This is a genomic window from Bacillus sp. UMB0728 (assembly GCF_002858875.1).
In the GTDB taxonomy this organism is placed as follows: Bacteria; Bacillota; Bacilli; order Bacillales; family Cytobacillaceae; genus Bacillus_AB; species Bacillus_AB infantis.
In genome coordinates this window covers 19,284-38,234 of record NZ_PKLA01000008.1, presented here as the reverse complement: position 1 = coordinate 38,234, position 18,951 = coordinate 19,284, and the positions used below count along the sequence as shown (strand labels likewise).

Sequence of the window (18,951 nt, the reverse complement as noted above, 5' to 3'; positions counted from 1 at the left end):
TTGTAGGCGAATTAGTTCTTCCCTAACTCGCTCCTTTTTTCTCCTATTTTTTGTAAGAATCCTGTTTTTTTAGGAAAAATAGTTGTTCCCTGAAAATCAGGGTGAAGGAATGATAAATGATGGGATTTTTCTGCTTTTTCTCTTGCTTTAACCCTTCTTTTTCTTGTTTTTCTCCTGCATTTCCCCCTGCTTTTTTCCACTCTTTTTCTCATGCTTTCTTTCTTGAAATCCTTGATTTAACAAGGATTATCGTACTTTCAGTCAATCGTTTGATTAACTTTTTCTGACATACCAACGGTACGTTTCCCCGCTTTTTTCTGGCCTTTTTTCATGTTTTACCCATGTATCTTTCTCTGCTTTTGGATACAAAAAAACGAGGAAAACAGGAGGGAATTCTCCGATTTTCACTCGTTTTAGGGAACAACTCATTCACCCAAGGGAATAATTTATTTGACTTGGGACGTACGTCATTTTGCTATAACACTAATGAGGAAACATCTTGAATCTTTAGCCATGGCCGGTAGTCTGTACCTGTTCCTGTACCACGACCTTCTGTAGTCGCAAAATTAAAGTGTATTCTCCCCCCTTCTCTCAAACCCTTGTCATTCCTGCCTTTCTCCGATTTTCCCATTTTCTGTAGGCAAATGAGTTGTTCCCCCGTTCGCTCCTTTTTTCTCCTATTTTTTGTCAGAATCCTGATTTTTTAGGAAAATAAGTTGTTCCGTAGGAACAGGGATAAAAATGGGTCAGGGCTAAGGGTTTTTCCTGCTTTTTCTCCTGCCCTTTTTCTCTCTTTTCCTCTGGTTTTTATCTTGAAATCGTTGATTTATCGGGCTTTATCAGACGTTTCCTCCTGCCTTTATTCATGCCTTTCTCATGCTTTTTACTGGCTTTTTCTCCGCTTCTGGACACAAAAAAACGAGGAAAACTGGAGGCTATCCTCCAATTTTCACTCGTTTTAGGGAACAACTTATTTAACCAAGGGAACAGTTTATTTGCCTTGGGTAAAACTTCTTTTTGCTATAACATAGAAGCAGGTGATAGGAAAAAAGGGATTAGGGATTGAGTGCTAACATTTTTCCATTATTCCTTTACTTTCAATAATCTTAAACTGTTTAGGGTAACAATCAATGTTGCTCCCATATCTGCAAAGATGGCTAACCACAATGTCAACCAGCCTGGAACAATAAGTACCAAGGCAAGTAACTTAATGCCTAATGAAAAAGTAATATTTTGCTTAATGATTGCCAACGCTTTTCGACTTAGTTTGATTGTATATGGAAGTTTACTTAAATCATCAGACATCAAAGCAATATCCGCAGTCTCTAATGCTGTGTCCGTTCCAGCTCCGCCCATTGCTATACCCACTGTTGCAGATGCAAGGGCAGGTGCATCGTTTACTCCGTCTCCGACCATTGCTACTTTATCATATTTACTACGAAGCTGTTTAATATAGACTAACTTATCTTCTGGTAAAAGTTCAGCTTGTATCTCCATGACACCAACTTCTTTACCGATTGCTTTAGCTGTTCCTTCATTATCTCCTGTAAGCATGACCGTCTTTTCAATGCCAATTTGATGAAGTTTACGAATTGCCTCTTTAGAACTCTCCCTTACTTCATCTGCCACTGCAATAAGAGACATAATCTCTTTAGAAGTTCCTAAGACCATCACTGTTTTTCCTTGCTCTTGCATATTAGTTATCTGTTGTTTAATATTCTTTTCTATGCTATATAATTCCTCGAATAAATTTGGACTACCTACATAATAAGTCGTTCCATCGATATCTGCTTTTACACCTTTTCCTGTAATCGACTGGAAGTTCTCTATATTCACATCTTTATAAGGTAAATTATCGGCTTCAGCTTTTCTTATAATGGCTGAAGCTAACGGATGCTGTGACCCCTTTTCAATTGCAGATGTAATCGTCATTATTTTTTGTTCTTCTTCATTAAAAGCGACAATATCTGTAACAGAAGGAAGACCTTTTGTAAGTGTTCCAGTTTTATCAAATGCAATAACTTTTAATGCCCCTGTTTCTTCTAAGTGAATTCCACCTTTTATCAAAACACCATTTTTCGCTCCATTTCCTATGGCAGTTACAATGGATACTGGTGTTGAAATGACCAACGCACAAGGACAACCTACAACAAGAACTGCCAAACCTCTATAAATCCACTCCTGCCAATCTCCGTTTAAGAATAGGGGAGGAACTACTGCCAGTAATAGGGCAATAATAATAATTCCTGGTGTATAATACTTTGCAAATTTGTCTACAAACGCCTGGGATGGTGCTTTTTCCGCTTGTGCTTCCTCCACCATATGAATGATTTTGGAAAGAGTGGTATCCTCAACACGTTTCGTAACTTTTACCTCTAATAATCCTTCTTCATTCAACGTACCAGCATATACCTCTTCATTGACTTTTTTTACTACTGGTACAGATTCACCCGTAATGGCCGCTTGATTGATAGTAGATGTTCCTTTTACAACAATCCCATCCATTGCAAGTTTCTGACCTGGTTTTACTATCATAATGTCGTCTATTTGAATGTCATCAACTTGAACCGTAATCTCTTTATTTCCTCTACGAATAAGAGCTTCTTTTGGTGCTATATCCATTAGGGATTGGATAGAATTACGAGCTTTATCCATTGAGTATCTTTCTAATGCTTCGCTAACTGCAAACAGGATAACAACAGTTGCTCCTTCGCCCCATTCTCCAATAGCAGATGCTCCTAATATGGCTACCGTCATCAAGGTATTCATATCAAACTTTAAATGAACTAAATTTTTAAGTCCTTTGATAAATAGGGAATAGCCACCAATCAAAATAGAAAGTGCATAGCCTATAGTCGGAATTAGACTTTCCTCACCATATTGTTTGGTCATCATCCAACTTATCAATAGTAAGACTGCTGATATATATACTTTTATATTTTCTTTTTGTTTCCAAAGAGATTCTTGCTTAACAACTTGCTCTCTTTCATTTCTTATCTTTAAATTTTCAAATGCCCCTGCTTTTTCTAACTCTTCAATAGTTGCATTTCCAATAACATCAACTTTCGATGCACCAAAATTTACTTTCGCATCTTGAACTCCTTCAAGTGCTTTGACGTTGTTTTCAAATATTGATGCACAATTTGCACAAGTAAAACCTTGTACTCTATAAGTTTTCGTTTGTTGTTGTTCAGACATGTGCTTTCACCTCCTGATTATGTTCCAATGCAATAAGGATTAACTGTTTAATATGGTCATCGTCTAATGAATAAAAAGCCAATTTCCCTTCTTTTCGATGCCTTAATATAGAAAGTTTATGAAGAGTACGAAGATGATGGGAGGCTGTCGCTACAGATGTACCTAAGATATTGGCAACATCACAAACACATAGTTCATCTTCTTGACAAAGAGCATACGCAATCTTAGTACGATTTTCATCACCTATTACTTTAAATACTTTGGAAATATTACTGATATCTGCCTTCTCGATTTCCTCTTGAACTCGATTTACTTTCTCTTCATCGTAGCAATAAATTTCACATGTATCTTTTTTACTCACATTCACTTCTCCTTTCTCATTCAAATGTTTATTTGAATATATTATAACTCTAACCCCTTTGTTATTCAAATATATATTTGAATGAAACGAAAAATTATTCTTATCTTTATGAAAATCCCACAAATTAAAGGATTTTATTAATATTCCAAAGAATACAGATACACAATAAAGTTTTTAAACGAGGAGTTCTAAAATGAATAGCACATGGAATCAAATTATCTATAAAGTATGGTCGCCATTTTATGACCAATTTTTCAATAAAGGAATTTTTTTAAAAGCAAGAAGAGAGGTATTTAAGGATATAGAATGGGTTCAGGAGGAAAGGGTACTCTTCGTAGGTTGTGGTACAGGTGCAGATTTAGAGTATGTCCCTCATAATGATATCGACATAACAGCCATTGATTTTTCCAGTGACATGCTGGATAAAGCAAGAGAAAAGTTTCATCATACAGATATTACATTCCTGCAAATGGATGCACAGGATTTAACATTTCCTGATGAATCTTTTGACATTGTAATAGCAAGTTTACTTCTTTCTGTTGTCCCAAATCCTCATAAGTGTATGGAAGAGATGATTAGAGTAACGAAACCTAAAGGGAGAATATTGATATTTGATAAATTCGTTCCTGAGAACCAAGAACTATCCCTTTTCAAAAGGGGAATAAGACCGCTTATCTCCTTGTTGGGTACAGATATTGGATTGAGATTTGAACAAGTGGCTAATCCATTTTCTAAGCAATTATCCATACAAATGGATTCACCAATTATGCTAAATGGTATGTACAGAAAAATTATTGGAATTAAAATCCAAAATGATAAAAAAGTAAGGAATTAAATACTCAAGGTTAATTGAATAAAAAATGCTTTACTCCTTATTGAAGTAAAGCACCATTTGTTTAAGAAGAACATGTACAGACCTTCTATCCTGCACAACAAGATAATTTTGAAACGTCTTTATCAAACGTAAGAGAAGCCAACTTTAACCCTTCTGCCATTGTTAAGTATGGTGCAAGGCTTTCCTTTAAGTCTTCAACAGTTAGACCAAATTTCACAGCTAATGTTCCTGCATAAATTACATCACCAGCATTTTCAGATACAACATGGACTCCTAATATCTTTAATGTTTTCGCATCTGCCACTATTTTGAATACACCTGTGGTTTCACGATTCACAATTGCTCTTGGAACAGCTTCTAAAGGTAATACAGATGTTTTGACATCATATCCTTTTTCTTTTGCTTGTTCTTCTGTTAAACCAACGGTTGCAATCGAAGGATTTGTAAATGTAACACCTGGTACAACCGATAAATCTAATTTTTTATTTAACCCACCAATTGCATTATCAGCGACAATTCCACCTTCATAGGCCGCTACATACACAAATTGTGGTCCAAGTGTTACATCCCCAGCAGAATAAATCTTTTCATTACTTGTTTGAGCATATTCATTTATTTTTATTTCTTTGCGGTTTCCCACTTCAACACCTGCTACACTTAAATTTAGAGAATCTGTATTTGGTTTTCTACCTGTTGCAACAAGGAGTTGCTCTGATTCAATTATTTTTCGTTTTCCTTCAACCGTTACATAAACCTTTTTTATTTCTCCTTCTTGTTCCACACGCTCAAAAGTTGCCCCTTTTATTAGGTTTATACCCTGTTCTGTTAAAGCTCTTTCCACTGCTTCAGAAATCTCAGGGTCATATTCTTTTAATAGACGCTCACTTCTTTGCATAAGTGTAACTTCCGAACCTAAATGATGAAAAAGTTGCCCAAGTTCCATTCCAATATACCCTGAACCAATTACCGTTAAGCGTTTTGGAACTTTTTTTAATTCAAGTAGCGTTGTACTTGTTAAATAATCTACTTCTTCAAGTCCTGCAATCGGTGGTAAAGATGGAGAAGCACCTGTTGCGATTAAAAAGCGTTTTGCTGAAAGTTTTCTTCCATTTACCTCAACTATACTTTCATCAACAAATTTAGCTTCACCCTCAATTAAATCAAATCCATATTTATCAATTAAATTAACATATTTTTGATTGCGGAGTTCACTAACCAATTCATTCTTTTGCTTTACTAACGGTGCTAATTCTACTTCTCCAGCAGATGTTTGTAACCCAATAAATGGATTTGATTTTGCTAAATGATTGATTTCCCCAGCTCGTAAAAGGGTTTTTGAAGGAACACAACCAATATTTACGCATGTTCCCCCAACCGTTCCACGCTCAATCATCCCAACTTTTGCCCCATATTCTATTGCTTTAATGGCGGCCGAAAAGGCCGCTCCACCAGAACCGATAATAAGCAGGTCATAATCACCTTCATTACCTAAATCCACATCTTCCTTTGATAACACATCTTCTATTTCACCAGGTTGATATTTTGCTTCATTGATAGCTCTTTTGGCAGTTTCAATCTCTTTATTATCAGGTAATTCAAATACAGCTTCACCACGACTAAAATTAGCTTTTATGTTTTTAGCTCCTATATTTTCAAGTGCGACAGCTACATGCTCTTCACACCCTGTACAAGTCATTCCCTCAATCTTTATCCGATATTTTTTCATGTGTTTTATCCTCCTTTATTTTACACCGTAACCTAAATCCAAAACGGACTCTTGAATGATTTTAATATCTGTTTTTACATCATCATAAGAAACCGTTACAGTTCCCTCTGTTCCTTTTGTTTCAATAATTACATTATTTACCCCATCCACTTTATTTATCGCACTTTCTACGACAAATGGACAACTTGCACAATACATATCTGTTACTGTAAACGATACGGAGTTACTATTATTACTTGTAATAGTTTGTATCTCTTTTTCATTACTACACGCAGAAAGAAAAAGTAAAAACAACAATAAAATGATGGCTAAAACCTGTTGAACCCGCACAATAAATACCCCTTTCCTACAAGTACCCTTTGGAAATTAGCGTATAAACAAACATCCCAAATACCAAAACCGTTGTAATCCATAATCCAATAATAGAACTTTTCTTTTTACACTTTCGCCCATAAATCAAATAAAATGAGTAAGCTAATAAAACCAACGTAACCGTTATTAGCATCGTTTGATATTTCGTTGCATAAATTGCTAATCCTCCAGCAAAACCTGTTAAACCAAGAGGAATCAAAATTACAGGTCCTAAACAACAACCTGCCATCAGAAATCCAGAAAATAGTGTTGCTACTTGTGAAACTTTCTCTTTCATCACTATCACCACCTATATCTTAAGAGCAACAAGAATCATTCTTAGAATTCGATTTATTCAACTTATTATAAGAGTAGAGAGTTAAGGCAAGAAAAATTGCTAAAACTGGAATTAGAATATAATCTAAATAGCCAGTTATCGCCCCTAATCCAATAGCACTTAATAAAATAACTAATATAGGTGTAGCACAACATAGTAGAACAACAAATATCCCTACCATTCCTACAATAAAGCTCTTTTTATGTTTCATAAAAATCTCCCTTCTTATTAGTCCTCAATCAACGCTTCAATAATGGGGCATTCATGTAACTCCTTTTCATCTGGACATCTTTTCTTTAAATCTTTCAACATGCGTTCAATACGCTTTAAATCTTCTATTTGTTTTTTAACTTCTTCTTCTTTTTTTGATACAAATTCAAACATGTCCTGGCATCGAATTTCATCTTTATCTACAACCCCAAGTAATTTATAAATTTCATTCAAAGAAAAACCAAGCTCTTGCATTCGTTTAATAAACCCTACACGCTTAACATCATCCTCTGAATATGTCCGATAACCTGAATTTGTTCGAGAAGGTTCTTGTAATAAATTCTTTCGTTCGTAGTATCTAATGGTTTCTTTATTAACCCTACACTTATCCGCAAATTCACTAATACGATAACTCAAATTATTCACCCCATATAAAAGTATAAACCGTGTACTATAGTACACGGTCAAGGATAGTGTTATACATTTTTCTTAAGACTAAAAAAGCAATACCCTTCTATTAAAGGAATTGTTATTGGCGTGGTGCAAACAACATCACTGAAACACCAACTAAACATATACCTGCACCCACCCAGTCATATAAATCTGGTGTCTTTTTATCAATACCCCATCCCCATAATACGGAAAGTATTATAAATACTCCTCCATAGGCCGCATAGACTCTTCCAAACGATGGAAAGGTTTGAAATGTAGCAATAACACCGTATAAAGCTAATGCAACACCTCCAAATATACCCCAATAAAACGGCTTACCTTCCCTTAGCCACAGCCAAATAAGATAACCTCCTCCAATCTCAGCAATTCCTGCAAACAGAAATAATGCGATTGTATAAAACAAATATAAACACTCCCTTGAACAATTTAATGAATAATAACCTTTTAACATTCCCAGTTACTTGAATATTTATAGAAACTTCCTATTTTAAGGAAGTTTTGAAATCCCTGTTGAAAAATATTTAAATGAAATAATATTATTTTCACTTCTGGAAATCTTTCGTTTTGGTTACAAAAGACTGCTGAATTACGTCTTTATCTTTGTTTAACAGCGAATTTCTTTCAAGGAGAATCTCAATAAATTCTTTAGCAAAACCAATCAAATCAAAGTAATCAAATATATCATCAATATTGATGTAAACATATCGACAAAATCTTGAATTATAAATAGCCAACTTATCTATTTTAGGAAAGGAAGGTGTAAAGAGAGATAAAATATAATATCCGATAAGTTGCCTCATATGGTCTGCTTTATATCCAAACTGGGACTCAGTTTTTATCTCAATCAACGTGCTATCTATTAAAATATCAGCATCTGCTCCTCCTACTAAAATAGATGCTTTTTCAAATGAAGGATTACATATAAGAGTATGGTTCATTATGAAAAGAGAAGAAAACTTTTGAGTCTCTCTTGTTAAATTTAACAAGTCTGTGATATCCTTTTCTGACACATAAAAAACACCTTGTTCATGTATATAATTAGAACGATAGAAAGCATCCAAATTCCCCAGTATCATACAATCTTCCATCAGTTGAGTATCATCAACTGATTCCCCTAAAATGTAAGAATTTCTTCTTTCAATAATATTATCATAAATAATTTCCCCTTCAGAATAATGGGTAGTTATTGTAAAGTCCCCAAAAAACTTTAGCTCCATATTTTCAAGGATTTCATCCGTGTATTTTTCATGTATTTAATCAAGGACTGCTTCAAACCATTCATCAGTTGTTTTATTCTCTTCTTTCATTTCAAATAGGTCTCATAATAATAATTACCGAACTCTTTTTCTTCTTCTTTTATGAATGGAAGGTGATATTTGTAAGCATCTTTATCGAAAAATTTTTTCTCTGTAAAAAGCAAGGATAGACCCTGATAAGCAACTAAATTATCATTTTCTTGTAAGCGGTTATTTATTCGTTGTATAAACGCTCTTAACCAATAATCATATGCGTGTCCTACAATGGGGTTTGCTCTACCATCTGATTTCACAATAATTGGTGCTTTCACAGGAAAGGCAGGACCTTCATTAAGTGTCTGAAAAAACTGTTTCATATTTGGAATTGACTTGAAAAGTTCTTTTATCTGCTTATTATGGTTTAGTAATCTCGTCAATGACATTTACCGTACTCTTTACATATTTCAATTAAGACTATCGAAGAAAAGAGTTACCTTAGCAACTTTACTCAATTTGGTAAAATAAATACTTCTCCCTATTTTTATGTCAAAAAGGGAATTTTTGCCTTCCTGCATTAATACACACAGTAATGAAAACAACCACCTTTAAGCTCCGCAAAAAAGGTGGTTGTTTCGTAAAGCAAAAAGGGTGCTCGTTCTCATAAAAATATCCTTTCGATGCACGAAAACCCAAAGCTCCGCTATCATATTTTACCAAAACTCTAAACAAACAGAAAGTAAATGCAGGAAAGTTGTGTAAATTAAATCATTCTTTCAAATCTTGTTGAAGCAAACACAATAATTCTTCTTTTGATTCCTGTGGAAGAATACTGATAAATTCTCTGATGCCCATATTGAATAAGCACAACATCAACATTTTTTGTCTTTCATTGTTAAAAGGGAGGAAAACTCCTTGAAAGAATTCTAACTTGTTTAATGTAGGAGTATATTCTTCGTAAATCTTATAATTAATAAGCTGAGCTTCTATCTTTGGGATTAACATAAGGTCATAACTACCTCCTCCAGGTTTTAGTACAATAAGGACATTTCCATGCAAAGATAGAATCCCAATTGGAAACGCCAATTTTCTCACTTACGTATCGAAGTTTGTATTTCTTTTGCTCTTGTTCCGAAAGAATTCTTATCAAATTCTTGCCACAATACGGACAATATTCTTTTGGTATTTCTTGCTCATTCTTCATTTTGTTCTTTTCCCCACTCAACTTGTTTACAAATATTTTTCCTTACCAGTAGATGGGCATCTAAACACGCACTGGAAAAATCAGATTGGCTATATACCTCTTGTGACCAGAAGTTCTCATCATCTCTATCTTTATTATTGGAAACAACATGCAAATTCTCTAACATTTGATAGTAATTCACTCTTCCCCCTCCTCTTTAACGTCTAAATCTTGTTCAGTTAGCATCTTTCGCAATGTCTTCCTTGTATCATCGGAGATGAGTTCTAAAAATCGCTTTAATCCTGTGGCATGTAAACCGAGCAAAAGCATATTTTCAGCCCCATCCAGTTTTCCCTTCTTTAGAAACATGTCTTTTGGTAAGCACAATGAAATCACATTGTCCTCAAGAAAAGCTGGTTCTTCTGTTATCTCTAATTGTTTTGCGAACTGCCACTTTTTATGGTCTTCTCTAAATTGCTCTATTTTGTAAATAGGCACTCCAAACCTTTCAGATATTGGTTCATCATCATAATCAGTGGTCTCCAGATAAATTCTTGCCATTTCTTCCGCTATCTCTTGCCTTGCTTCCTTTTTCATATCCTCCAGAAGTTCTGCTCTAAACTTTTCCATCCAATCTTGTTCCATTAAGACTTCCCTCCTTTATTTGCGATTCTTATTTCATCATCTCTCCAATAGATATTCTGAAATCTCGTTTAGTGTTGCAAAATACTCCTCTTCCCTTTCCACCTCATATCCATAATTCTGCAATTTAACAGGCGGTGTTTGTAACCATTCTCGAATATCATTATCCAATTCTAATTCAGCATTAAATGATAACACCTCCATCAATTCGGTAATATCAATTTCCTTTTCCTGCTTAAATCCCTTATTCATTCTTATATCCTCCTTGTTCCTATTCATCATCGTTCTTTAAGTTGTAATCTGACCTGTTTATAACATCCACGAAACTCATTTCATTCACAAATTAGTCATCTCCTTTTGATTACAGTCTTTAATAAAGCTAACTACATAAGAAAGAAAACTTTCACATAGTAGCCAATGACTAAAGAAACAGCAATAGTAAGTGCGTCTCCAATTAATTCAATAGAAAGATTTTGTAAAGACCCTTTCAACTTTTCCAACAACATTCTCTCTCCTCCTTTCGATACAGTTTGGAAACAAACACAATTAAAAACGCCCAGTCCTATGACTGAGCGTTAATTTATGCAATATGGACTTTTGCGATTAATATAAAAAGTCGCCATTTTGTTTCCTCATTTCAAATAATTATTATTTTCTATAAATTTATGATACCTACAGCTCTTCCCAATATCAAGCCAAACCTTGCTAAACTAATCTTATGAAATAATGCTACTTATCCTTTCAAACTCCACTTCTAATTCCTCTATCCATTCACCCCGAATACCAGCTACCCTCGCTACTCTCCACCATTGCACATCATATCCTTCTCGTTGGCATTCTTTAATCGCCCATTTGATTCTGCGAATTTGAAAATCTCTTACCGATTCAATATGTTGTAGCAAGTATTCATTGGTTTGAGGCAACTTGAATAGATGCTTTTCCAGCAAGGATAATTTGCCTACTTTCTTCCCAACTCTGCTTATCGTTACTCTTTCAGGCTTATTAGGGGAATTAAGTATTTCTTCTACAATTTCCTTTACGGACTCATGAGTTTCCACATCTCTTTTATCCCAATCCACCCGATTATTTACCATAGTAATTTGCTTCTTTTTTGGAGAGTTTGAATTTAACCACTCCCTATCATTGCGATATAGCCAAGTATAAAGACCACTATTAACCTTCCGCAGTTCCGTTTTACTCTTTTCGGGATATCGCTTCTGCAAATCCAGCCATTCATTACGAAAACTATCCTTGTTAATAAGATTGTCTTTTCTTTTATAACCGAGTTCCACTTCGGTTTCTCCTAAATTCTGACCATATTTCTTTACCGTATTTACATCTACCTTTAATCTTCTTGCGATTTCTCTCATACTTAAATTCATTTGAAAAAGTTCTTTTAGCTTTGATTTCCATACTTCTCCAAACTCTTTTACTCTTCCAACCTTGTACCTATCATCTTCACTACTATCGGGTCCCTTTCGTGCGTAAACAAACCCACAGGAACAGCTAAATGTCCCAACTGGCCGCTTGATTTTACTGTCATACCGTATAGACACTTCAGTAATTACTGGCTGTAAATAATGGTCTGCTCCCGCATTTAAACATGGAAAAGGACTTTTGCCAAAAGGTAAATACTCATTTTCCTCATTCCATAAGTCTTCCAACATAATTCCTAAAAATTGAATCATCAGCAGATGTCTAATTGGATGAACAGTTTTACGTGGTTTTCTAACCATCATACTTAACCAGCAACTTTCATTATTAGTAACGGATGATTGGACTATCGTTAATAAATTCTCCCCATAAAACTCAAGAAACTGCTCTCGAAGTTCTTTTTGCTTTACACTTCCATTTATATTTGCTAATCCCATCAACTTTAACCTCTCTATATATTGAGAGAAAAACCATTCAGGTGGCTTATTGGAATAACGATTGTTTAATAGTTTATCCACATTATCTACAACTTGAATATAATTGGGGATAAATTCAGATTCTATAGCATCTTCTATATTCTTTGAGGTTGTATGTTCTTCGGTTAAATTGCAATTGTCTACAGTTGCTGGAACAAACTCATTTTTGTTAAAGTGATGTACTAATACTTTGCTGTTGTACAGTAAGGTCTTATGCTTTGAACAAATAATAATCCCAGGAATTTGGTGACTTCTCACCCAATACACTTCTCCATATTTCTTTAATGACTCTGTCGCACACTCTTTGCACATCCTAATATATCTATTCTCTGCAATTGTACTTGCCATAACACCTATTCGATTATGGATGCTTCCACCGCTGTTACCCTTCATAGATTGCAAGATGCTTTTGGCACGTTCTGGCGGAAGAAAGGCACTATAAAATGGATATAAAGTGTTCTCCATTATCAAATTTTCCACAGTATATGCACTTCCAATCGGTAAATTGCTTATCAAGCTATCTATGTTGGCTGGTAAATCGACAACAGTAGTGACAGAACGAGAGCCAAATAACTCTTCAATGGTTGCCTTGGGGCTGATGTTCCCACTTCTTATATGGAAACGTGCTAATGTACTATATAACAACTCATTCGGATACGGTGTTGGAAAAAAACCAACCATTATTCTCACCCCACACTGAAGAAATCATTTTCTATCACTTTAATAATTCCTTTTTCTTTAAGTGCTTCATGGGCAGATAGACCATTTGCTTTTCCTTCCGAAACAATCAATCTTAAATCTTGCTTGTTTTGCAACTCCATTTTCTTTGGTAATTTAGTCGGTATAGGGCTACTTTCTTCTATATTTATAGACAGCTTAAACGCCTCTTTTACAATCCCCTTTATATCAAATTCTTGTCCTTGCTTTTCAATCACAGTATCAATACACTTTTTTGCCTTGCCTGGTTCAACATCCAACTCAATTAACTTTAAGATAGACTGTTCCCTCACGTTTTCCTTCCAATTTTTCTCCTGCTTTTTCTTCGCTTTTTGAATTTCTTTTATTTTATTGTTCATAGAAACAGTAGAAAATTCCTGATTAATAAACCCTTCTACATCTATAGGTGCGATATCTTCGTATCTCGAAATAGCTTTAATGTCGCCACTTCTTATAGCATTAATCATCGGCTGAATTAGTTGCAAATTCTCTCTTGCCACTTTTCTTATTAATGCAGGAGTTATTTGTTCCTTACCACTGGAAATTGCCTTTACTTGAGCCATGACAAAAAGTTTAATCGCAATATCTGTTATTCCGCCAGATTCATCATATAAAATATCTTTAAACTCTTGTGTAAGAGCAGTTGGCTTTCTCACCCACTGATAATCCCACATTCCTTCGAGAATTAAATCCCAATTAAAATCCTTTTTCATGCGTTCTATCACCATATCCCCCTGACCACTGCCTCTTCGTGCTTGGCGGAGGTCGCCTCTTAAATAAGGAAGTGCCTTTGGTGTTCCTATCAAAAGAATAGGAGTTCCCATATTAGATAAGTAATGAAAGAAGTTCATCATTTTTTCTGCTCCACCAGATTTGGCAACGCTCAGCGACTGCACCTCGTCTATTACCAGTAGTCCAACCCCATGAACCCTAAGCATTTGAGATAAAGCAGGTTGCATGGAGGCTATGGGCATTCTTGCTGAACCAAACCGCTTATAATAGCTTGTACCCAATAAACTATCCAAGCTCCTATATGCATCAATACAAACACCTTTAATATTTCCATCGAATGAACAATCTAATTTAAGCCAGACCAACTGATACATATTAAAATCATTATTCTTATAGCGAGAATGAACAATAAGTTGTGGTAGAGCTGATAGTACCACATTTATCATTCGGCTTTTACCGATTCCTGATGGTCCCAAAATCGTCATTGCAGAAGACGTGCTTTTTAAATTGCCATTGTACATATCTATGTTTGCGTTTAGAATCGACTTGTAGTTTTCGTGCAATCCTTGAGCGAATTCTGGTTTAAAAGGATTTTTATGAACATAACCCATACGAATCATCCTGGAGACCCTTGACTCCAAATCAAGCGTTTGAAAAATTGGCTGGTAATATTGGAATAATCGCTGGACAAGGTGCAGTCTTATATGACTATCCAAGTTACGTTCATTTTCATTAAAAGGTGGATAATAGGCTAATTTATCAACTACCTCCTCCTTTGAAAGAATGGGAGGAAGAGCTTCGATAAAAGGATTGTTTCTGTATTCCATCACTTCCTGGTCTCTATATTTTGCCATTACAGCTTCTCCACCGTTTGGAATTATTACTTTATTCTGTTTTTCCATACGTTCTCTCCTTCTGCTTCTTTCTTAATAGGGCCATTTCATTTTCAAACTCTTCTGGTCCCTCTTCAGGTTCTTGATTATTCATTCTATTAAATGAAAGAACTTCTCCCTTTTCGTTCGTCACTTTCTTATCAAGTTCAAATGCCTCATTTTCTTTGTTAATCATCTTTTCTATTTGCCTATTTTTACGAATTCCCTTTAGTTTTTGTGTCTTGCTCTCAGTTTCATCCTGCTGTTCCCTCGTCATTTTCTCTGCTTCTTGAACGATATTTTCTATCTCTGAAATTAAATCAATTTTGGATTGTAACTGTTCATCCTCTTTTTGCTTTTTCAGTAACTTTTCATATTCCTGTAAGTATTCAAACTCTTCAATACTCTTGTTTATGTGAACTTCTTGGTAATCCAGAAGGTGGCATTTCTCAAATTCTTTTCCGTCTTCCTTCTTTATATATATGAAGTTTAAATTTCTTGGGTCATAGGATATATGAATCTTTTCTCCACTACCACTTATACGAACACGTTCAAAACTACCTTCTCTAATAAGATTTGAAGAAGTGTAAAATAACCCTTTGAATTTAATTCCTTTACCAGTTATATAAGCATTTGCAGTTGGCATCAGACACAATTTCACAGTATCTTCTGAAACAGAACGCAATAAACCAGCACGATTTTTCATTCCCCAATTCCATAACTTTATTGGAATAGGCTCTATATCATCGCTAATCATCATTTCTTCACGATTATAATTAGAAAGCCAACTTTGGTTATATTCGAGAATCGAATAAATCATAACTTGGGTAAATTGGAACAAATCGAGAACGCTATCAAGACGATAATCTCGGCTTCCTCTCTTACGGAAATCTGTTTTCACAGTTCCAGGTAAAAATGGTTGTACGGATTTCTCATTAATAATTTGAAATTTTCTTTCTACAAAAGGTTTCATATCGGCTCTATAGGGACTTGTGTTCTGTACTTTAACATGTAAGGAACTAACAAGTGTCTCAACCATCTTACCCTGCAACTCTCGGTCAGCTATCAAAGTATCGCAAAGATGGCGGGATGGCCATTGCTCCTCTATAATCTCAATATCGTACTCTTTGCAAAAATCCACTTTATTACTTGCCGAATTAGCAAGAGCACTCATAGCCCCATTCCAAGAAGGTCCTTCTAAGCCCACATATAGTCCTGTAATCATCATGGAAAACTTGTCCACACAGAGGTAGATGACGGGCCTTCCGATTATCCAATTTCTGTTATATCTGGAGACTAAGTAAACATCAGCAATGGTGGCATCAATTTCGTAATAACCTGGTCCATAAGCCTCTACTGTAGAGTTACCCAATAATGCTCTATGATTTTGCAAATACTCTTTCGACCCCTGCCTTGAGTATATTTCCTTCTTCAAGTTTCGCTCCTTATAAAAGAAGTATTTAAACTGTCCAAAGGTTGGAACTTCACTGGATGGTTTTAATATTGGCTTCCTAATGCCTCCATCTATCCTGTAACCATCTGCATAAAATTCCTTCCTCATTAACTGGTATGCAGTGTTTAAGGAGTTACCAGACTTTGTATAGTAAAATTTATTAAGTGCTATCCTAAATATCCGTTTCGTTTCTTCATTGACATTTACACCTTCACCCACAATATCTTTATATTTTTTTGGTCTCCCCCTTTTTTTACCTGTTGCTTGTTTTTCCTGAGACCTCCCTATATTCTTGTAATCTGGCAAAAGGGCATTCATGTGTTTTCCCCTTTGCCAATATCGCCTTAAATACTTGTAGACTGTTTTATTACTTACTCCAAATTTTCCACTTGCCTTTTTAACAAGTTCTGCACGTTTCTTTGCATTAAAAACTTCTGGTTCATTTTCTTTCTCCGCAATGGCTTTTATTATCTCCCATGCTTTATTCCGAATCTCCTTCTCTTTTTCATTAATCTCATTATCATTTCTAAAAATTTGGAAAGGGTCATCTTTAATAACGGTTGCACCTTTAATCTCAATATCATTAACAATGTCTTCTACATTTTTATATATTGGAGTGCTCTTGTTAGCATAAATATCAATCAAAACTGCAACTGTATAATCACTGCTAATCCACAATATTCTTTCAACGGTATCCTTTAACGAATCTCCCGTATAACCGATTAACGTATTAACGGTCAATAGCAATTTTTATTTCACCCTGCCTTTCTTGCGGAACTATCTCTAAAACTTCTGCCGATTGGTTTAATTCAATCTTCTTATTCATATCTATTTTTATCTGTTTTGTTGTTAATAAATGTTTAAATAACAACAACCCTGAACCAGCTTCAAGATTTAGTTGAGAATCAACTGAACTTGTTATCTCCCGAACTGGTCTTTTATTTTTATAGAGTGATTCCAAAAGAATTCCTGAAATATACGAAATATCACCTTTAGTAAAATCCGTTGTTTCCTCTAAAAACCTCGCTGGATGTATCCACTCGATGTTTTTCGCCTTAACTATTGGAAGCTCCTTTTGGGTTAATAACGCCCAATCAATACCTTTTTTCCAAAAATAACGTCTTATTAACTCGAAGCGTTCAATCACTGCCTTTCTTTCCAATTCATGACTTGCTTTAACACTCCTTGCAACATCATAGGTATTTCCGTCATTTCCCCTAACTGTAATTAGAAAGGTCGTGGTTAAAATGTAGGGAAATCCCGATTGTTTATCCTTAAATTTCCTTATATCTATATCTTCTTGCTCCCCAACTACTTCTTCAAAATCGTATAAAGGCACATGCTCTTTCACTTGTAAAATTGAATCGTCAAACTCAGTTAGGTAGAAGAATCGTGTTTCTATATCCGACAGTAGGTGGACAATCCGATTACATCGCCAAGTTCTTAAACGACTGCTTCTGCCAACCGAGCCGAAGTCCTGCACTCGAATAAATCCTTTATAGGATTCAAATTCTCCCTGTCCTCTACCTTCCTTTATATACCTTTGTAATTTTTCCTCGTTCCACTCACTTCTCATTTCTTACACCAGCTTTTCTGTTTCTATTAATTAGAGCTTGTACTTTCCCAAATACGACCTTATTTATCAACGGTTTATGATTCCCCTCGATAATCAAATCACTGTGTCTTAAAACACCTTTATAAAAATCATTCTTTAGTATCCCAACCAAGGCCTGTTTGCTAAATCTGTTCCCCCTACTGCTTCTTACCCCAGAGTTGTCTAAATACTTTTTAAGTTTCCCAAGACTGCGTAACTCCAAATACTTTTTGAAAATCAATTCGATAATGGCCGCTGTTTCTTCATCAACAATAATCTTTGCTTTATCATTCCACTTATAGCCAAGAGGAGCATTCCCACATGCTTTATCGCCCATTTTAATTTTTGTTCTACGGCCTTTGTTGAGCTTCATAGCGATACTCATTCTCTCATATTGGTCGAGCAATTCCATCATCCCATTAACCAAAAAGTCATTTGGATTTTTCGTGTAAATTCCGCTGTAATTAGGCTGTTCAATGCTGATAACGTCAGCCGAATGCTTCTGAAATTCTCTGTGAACTAAAACTTTGACTGTATCACTTCTCCAAAGTCGGGAGGTGTTTAATACTACAACTTTCTTTACTTCACCAAAAGAACTAATTAAATCATTTAATCCGTCTCTGTTTGCAATCGTTCCAGAGATTCCCTCATCTCGAAATACTTCAATTAAGTCGTATCCATTCTTTTGGCAAAAGTCTATAATTGCTGATTCCTGCGTTTTTAACCCATACCCATCCATTTGAGTTTTTGTACTAACCCTTATATATCCAAAAACATCCAACTTGTTCTTCCCCCACTTATATGTAGTCAATTATTATTCATAACATCTGACTTAAAAGCTGAAAAAATATAGGACTATCAATGTCCAGTCGCTTTTAAAGTCGTTTATTAATGAATTGGTCATCTCATTAGTTAGTTGCAAAATCCTGTTCGGCATCACCCCCTTTATCTAAAAGCAATATGGGTCATTGACAATATGAATTGCAGACAAAAAAATAGCATTTAGTCACTATCCAAAATTTTTTTTGAATAGAAACTAAATGCTATTTTTGACTGGCTTTTAAAATATGAATTAACAAATTGAACAATTGATTGGCTGGGAGTTGAATATTCTTAACTCTTTATTTTGCATCTTAACTTAAGAG

22 protein-coding genes are annotated in these 18,951 nt (G+C 35.0%); 1 reads left to right on the top strand and 21 read right to left on the bottom strand.

The window, feature by feature from the left end:
- Positions 1 to 11: 11 nt before the first annotated feature.
- From CYJ37_RS24230 to CYJ37_RS24220, 3 genes are all read right to left on the bottom strand, one after another.
- Complete coding sequence (locus CYJ37_RS24230) at positions 12 to 212, bottom strand: hypothetical protein (RefSeq protein WP_101552516.1); 201 nt, start codon at positions 210 to 212, stop codon at positions 12 to 14.
- Between the two features lie 871 nt (positions 213 to 1,083).
- A complete protein-coding gene (locus tag CYJ37_RS24225; RefSeq protein WP_101552514.1) occupies positions 1,084 to 3,198 on the bottom strand; it encodes a heavy metal translocating P-type ATPase in 2,115 nt (704 codons plus the stop codon).
- Positions 3,191 to 3,559 carry an ArsR/SmtB family transcription factor gene (locus CYJ37_RS24220; protein WP_044394569.1) on the bottom strand — a complete coding sequence of 123 codons (369 nt, stop codon included), beginning with the start codon at positions 3,557 to 3,559 and terminating at the stop codon, positions 3,191 to 3,193. The genes CYJ37_RS24225 and CYJ37_RS24220 overlap by 8 nt, the downstream gene beginning before the upstream one ends.
- 193 nt (positions 3,560 to 3,752) lie before the next feature.
- Here CYJ37_RS24220 and CYJ37_RS24215 point away from each other — a divergent pair, with 193 nt between their 5' ends.
- Entirely contained in the window at positions 3,753 to 4,394 is a 642-nt protein-coding gene (locus CYJ37_RS24215) for a class I SAM-dependent methyltransferase (protein ID WP_044394568.1), read from the top strand.
- An 85-nt stretch (positions 4,395 to 4,479) separates the two neighbouring features.
- On the opposite strand, the gene merA is transcribed toward CYJ37_RS24215, so the two are convergent.
- From merA to CYJ37_RS24125, 18 genes are all read right to left on the bottom strand, one after another.
- Complete coding sequence (merA, locus tag CYJ37_RS24210) at positions 4,480 to 6,120, bottom strand: mercury(II) reductase (RefSeq protein WP_062686370.1); 1,641 nt, start codon at positions 6,118 to 6,120, stop codon at positions 4,480 to 4,482.
- A 15-nt stretch (positions 6,121 to 6,135) separates the two neighbouring features.
- Positions 6,136 to 6,450 (bottom strand): heavy-metal-associated domain-containing protein, encoded by a 315-nt coding sequence (locus CYJ37_RS24205; RefSeq protein ID WP_062686372.1) that lies wholly within the window; start codon positions 6,448 to 6,450, stop codon positions 6,136 to 6,138.
- Between the two features lie 16 nt (positions 6,451 to 6,466).
- Positions 6,467 to 6,769: a mercuric transport protein MerT gene (gene merT, locus CYJ37_RS24200; RefSeq protein WP_062686373.1), complete on the bottom strand. Its 303-nt coding sequence runs from the start codon at positions 6,767 to 6,769 to the stop codon at positions 6,467 to 6,469.
- A 19-nt stretch (positions 6,770 to 6,788) separates the two neighbouring features.
- Positions 6,789 to 7,019 carry a mercury resistance system transport protein MerF gene (gene merF, locus CYJ37_RS24195; protein WP_036178241.1) on the bottom strand — a complete coding sequence of 77 codons (231 nt, stop codon included), beginning with the start codon at positions 7,017 to 7,019 and terminating at the stop codon, positions 6,789 to 6,791.
- 17 nt (positions 7,020 to 7,036) lie between these two features.
- Entirely contained in the window at positions 7,037 to 7,435 is a 399-nt protein-coding gene (gene merR, locus CYJ37_RS24190; RefSeq protein ID WP_062686376.1) for an Hg(II)-responsive transcriptional regulator, read from the bottom strand.
- A gap of 112 nt (positions 7,436 to 7,547) precedes the next feature.
- Entirely contained in the window at positions 7,548 to 7,874 is a 327-nt protein-coding gene (locus CYJ37_RS24185) for a YnfA family protein (protein WP_062686379.1), read from the bottom strand.
- A 139-nt stretch (positions 7,875 to 8,013) separates the two neighbouring features.
- Positions 8,014 to 8,688, bottom strand: coding sequence for a hypothetical protein (locus tag CYJ37_RS24180; protein ID WP_062686381.1), 675 nt, complete (start codon positions 8,686 to 8,688; stop codon positions 8,014 to 8,016).
- An 86-nt stretch (positions 8,689 to 8,774) separates the two neighbouring features.
- The gene (locus CYJ37_RS24175; RefSeq protein WP_062686382.1) at positions 8,775 to 9,149 is read right to left on the bottom strand and encodes a hypothetical protein; all 375 of its coding nucleotides are present in this window, start codon (positions 9,147 to 9,149) and stop codon (positions 8,775 to 8,777) included.
- Positions 9,150 to 9,471: 322 nt separating this feature from the next.
- Positions 9,472 to 9,708, bottom strand: coding sequence for a hypothetical protein (locus CYJ37_RS24170; RefSeq protein WP_036178235.1), 237 nt, complete (start codon positions 9,706 to 9,708; stop codon positions 9,472 to 9,474).
- 188 nt (positions 9,709 to 9,896) lie between these two features.
- On the bottom strand, positions 9,897 to 10,088 hold the full coding sequence (locus tag CYJ37_RS24160; RefSeq protein ID WP_036178230.1) for a hypothetical protein: 192 nt from the start codon (positions 10,086 to 10,088) through the stop codon (positions 9,897 to 9,899).
- The gene (locus CYJ37_RS24155) at positions 10,085 to 10,531 is read right to left on the bottom strand and encodes a hypothetical protein (RefSeq protein WP_062686384.1); all 447 of its coding nucleotides are present in this window, start codon (positions 10,529 to 10,531) and stop codon (positions 10,085 to 10,087) included. Before CYJ37_RS24155 ends, CYJ37_RS24160 begins: the two co-directional genes overlap by 4 nt.
- Before the next feature lie 36 nt (positions 10,532 to 10,567).
- The gene (locus CYJ37_RS24150) at positions 10,568 to 10,780 is read right to left on the bottom strand and encodes a hypothetical protein (protein WP_036178223.1); all 213 of its coding nucleotides are present in this window, start codon (positions 10,778 to 10,780) and stop codon (positions 10,568 to 10,570) included.
- A 131-nt stretch (positions 10,781 to 10,911) separates the two neighbouring features.
- Complete coding sequence (locus CYJ37_RS27870; RefSeq protein ID WP_255475359.1) at positions 10,912 to 11,034, bottom strand: hypothetical protein; 123 nt, start codon at positions 11,032 to 11,034, stop codon at positions 10,912 to 10,914.
- A 210-nt stretch (positions 11,035 to 11,244) separates the two neighbouring features.
- A complete protein-coding gene (locus CYJ37_RS24145; RefSeq protein ID WP_062686386.1) occupies positions 11,245 to 13,119 on the bottom strand; it encodes a TnsD family Tn7-like transposition protein in 1,875 nt (624 codons plus the stop codon).
- Between the two features lie 5 nt (positions 13,120 to 13,124).
- Positions 13,125 to 14,789, bottom strand: a complete 1,665-nt coding sequence (locus CYJ37_RS24140) for an ATP-binding protein (RefSeq protein WP_101552512.1) — start codon at positions 14,787 to 14,789, stop codon at positions 13,125 to 13,127.
- Complete coding sequence (locus CYJ37_RS24135) at positions 14,773 to 16,953, bottom strand: Mu transposase C-terminal domain-containing protein (RefSeq protein ID WP_197414230.1); 2,181 nt, start codon at positions 16,951 to 16,953, stop codon at positions 14,773 to 14,775. Before CYJ37_RS24135 ends, CYJ37_RS24140 begins: the two co-directional genes overlap by 17 nt.
- Positions 16,943 to 17,788, bottom strand: a complete 846-nt coding sequence (locus tag CYJ37_RS24130) for a heteromeric transposase endonuclease subunit TnsA (RefSeq protein ID WP_036178215.1) — start codon at positions 17,786 to 17,788, stop codon at positions 16,943 to 16,945. Before CYJ37_RS24130 ends, CYJ37_RS24135 begins: the two co-directional genes overlap by 11 nt.
- Positions 17,778 to 18,587: a recombinase family protein gene (locus tag CYJ37_RS24125; protein WP_052126233.1), complete on the bottom strand. Its 810-nt coding sequence runs from the start codon at positions 18,585 to 18,587 to the stop codon at positions 17,778 to 17,780. Before CYJ37_RS24125 ends, CYJ37_RS24130 begins: the two co-directional genes overlap by 11 nt.
- Positions 18,588 to 18,951 lie beyond the last annotated feature (364 nt).

What these genes read in the sequence shown, in the direction of transcription:
- CYJ37_RS24230 (WP_101552516.1), bottom strand. Translation starts at nt 212, where the DNA reads ATGAGAAAAAGAGTGGAAAAAAGCAGGGGGAAATGCAGGAGAAAAACA.
- merA (WP_062686370.1), bottom strand. Translation starts at nt 6,120, where the DNA reads ATGAAAAAATATCGGATAAAGATTGAGGGAATGACTTGTACAGGGTGT.
- CYJ37_RS27870 (WP_255475359.1), bottom strand. Translation starts at nt 11,034, where the DNA reads ATGTTGTTGGAAAAGTTGAAAGGGTCTTTACAAAATCTTTCTATTGAA.
- CYJ37_RS24225 (WP_101552514.1), bottom strand. Translation starts at nt 3,198, where the DNA reads ATGTCTGAACAACAACAAACGAAAACTTATAGAGTACAAGGTTTTACT.
- CYJ37_RS24150 (WP_036178223.1), bottom strand. Translation starts at nt 10,780, where the DNA reads ATGAATAAGGGATTTAAGCAGGAAAAGGAAATTGATATTACCGAATTG.
- merT (WP_062686373.1), bottom strand. Translation starts at nt 6,769, where the DNA reads ATGAAAGAGAAAGTTTCACAAGTAGCAACACTATTTTCTGGATTTCTG.
- CYJ37_RS24130 (WP_036178215.1), bottom strand. Translation starts at nt 17,788, where the DNA reads ATGAGAAGTGAGTGGAACGAGGAAAAATTACAAAGGTATATAAAGGAA.
- CYJ37_RS24215 (WP_044394568.1), top strand. Translation starts at nt 3,753, where the DNA reads ATGAATAGCACATGGAATCAAATTATCTATAAAGTATGGTCGCCATTT.
- merF (WP_036178241.1), bottom strand. Translation starts at nt 7,019, where the DNA reads ATGAAACATAAAAAGAGCTTTATTGTAGGAATGGTAGGGATATTTGTT.
- CYJ37_RS24175 (WP_062686382.1), bottom strand. Translation starts at nt 9,149, where the DNA reads ATGTCATTGACGAGATTACTAAACCATAATAAGCAGATAAAAGAACTT.
- CYJ37_RS24140 (WP_101552512.1), bottom strand. Translation starts at nt 14,789, where the DNA reads ATGGAAAAACAGAATAAAGTAATAATTCCAAACGGTGGAGAAGCTGTA.
- CYJ37_RS24170 (WP_036178235.1), bottom strand. Translation starts at nt 9,708, where the DNA reads ATGTTAATCCCAAAGATAGAAGCTCAGCTTATTAATTATAAGATTTAC.
- CYJ37_RS24145 (WP_062686386.1), bottom strand. Translation starts at nt 13,119, where the DNA reads ATGGTTGGTTTTTTTCCAACACCGTATCCGAATGAGTTGTTATATAGT.
- CYJ37_RS24180 (WP_062686381.1), bottom strand. Translation starts at nt 8,688, where the DNA reads ATGGAGCTAAAGTTTTTTGGGGACTTTACAATAACTACCCATTATTCT.
- CYJ37_RS24155 (WP_062686384.1), bottom strand. Translation starts at nt 10,531, where the DNA reads ATGGAACAAGATTGGATGGAAAAGTTTAGAGCAGAACTTCTGGAGGAT.